At 43.4% G+C, this 279-nt stretch carries 1 pseudogene; it reads left to right on the top strand.

Annotated elements, in window-relative coordinates:
* Nucleotides 1–240 (top strand): annotated as a pseudogene (locus tag RYX56_RS21975) (hypothetical protein); the annotation flags it as partial.
* Between the last annotated feature and the right edge of the window lie 39 nt (nucleotides 241–279).

Here is a 279-nt window from a genome sequence, read left to right as displayed (position 1 = left end):
TATACCCGTTATCGACCTGGGATGGAGCGGTCAATTCCTCTAGACAAGTTGGCATTGCGTTTGAAAGAGCTGGCGGGCGATGTGACGGTTAATCCATATTTGCTTTTCTGTACATATGAGGTTTATCGTCTCGTATTTTTTAAAGATGGCCGTGCGCTTATTCATGGTACAAGCGAACCGGCGCAGGCGAAGGCGATTTATCATCGAATTGTCGGATTGAAAAATTTTGAGGAGCTATAACCTTGACAAAAGGGAATTGCTCCTTTCTTATGTTATCAA

This window comes from Alkalihalophilus lindianensis (assembly GCF_032843265.1).
GTDB classification, from domain to species: domain Bacteria; phylum Bacillota; class Bacilli; order Bacillales; family Bacillaceae_D; genus Alkalihalophilus; species Alkalihalophilus lindianensis.
Note: the sequence above shows the minus strand (reverse complement) of the source record. Positions and strands in the feature narration are given on the sequence as shown.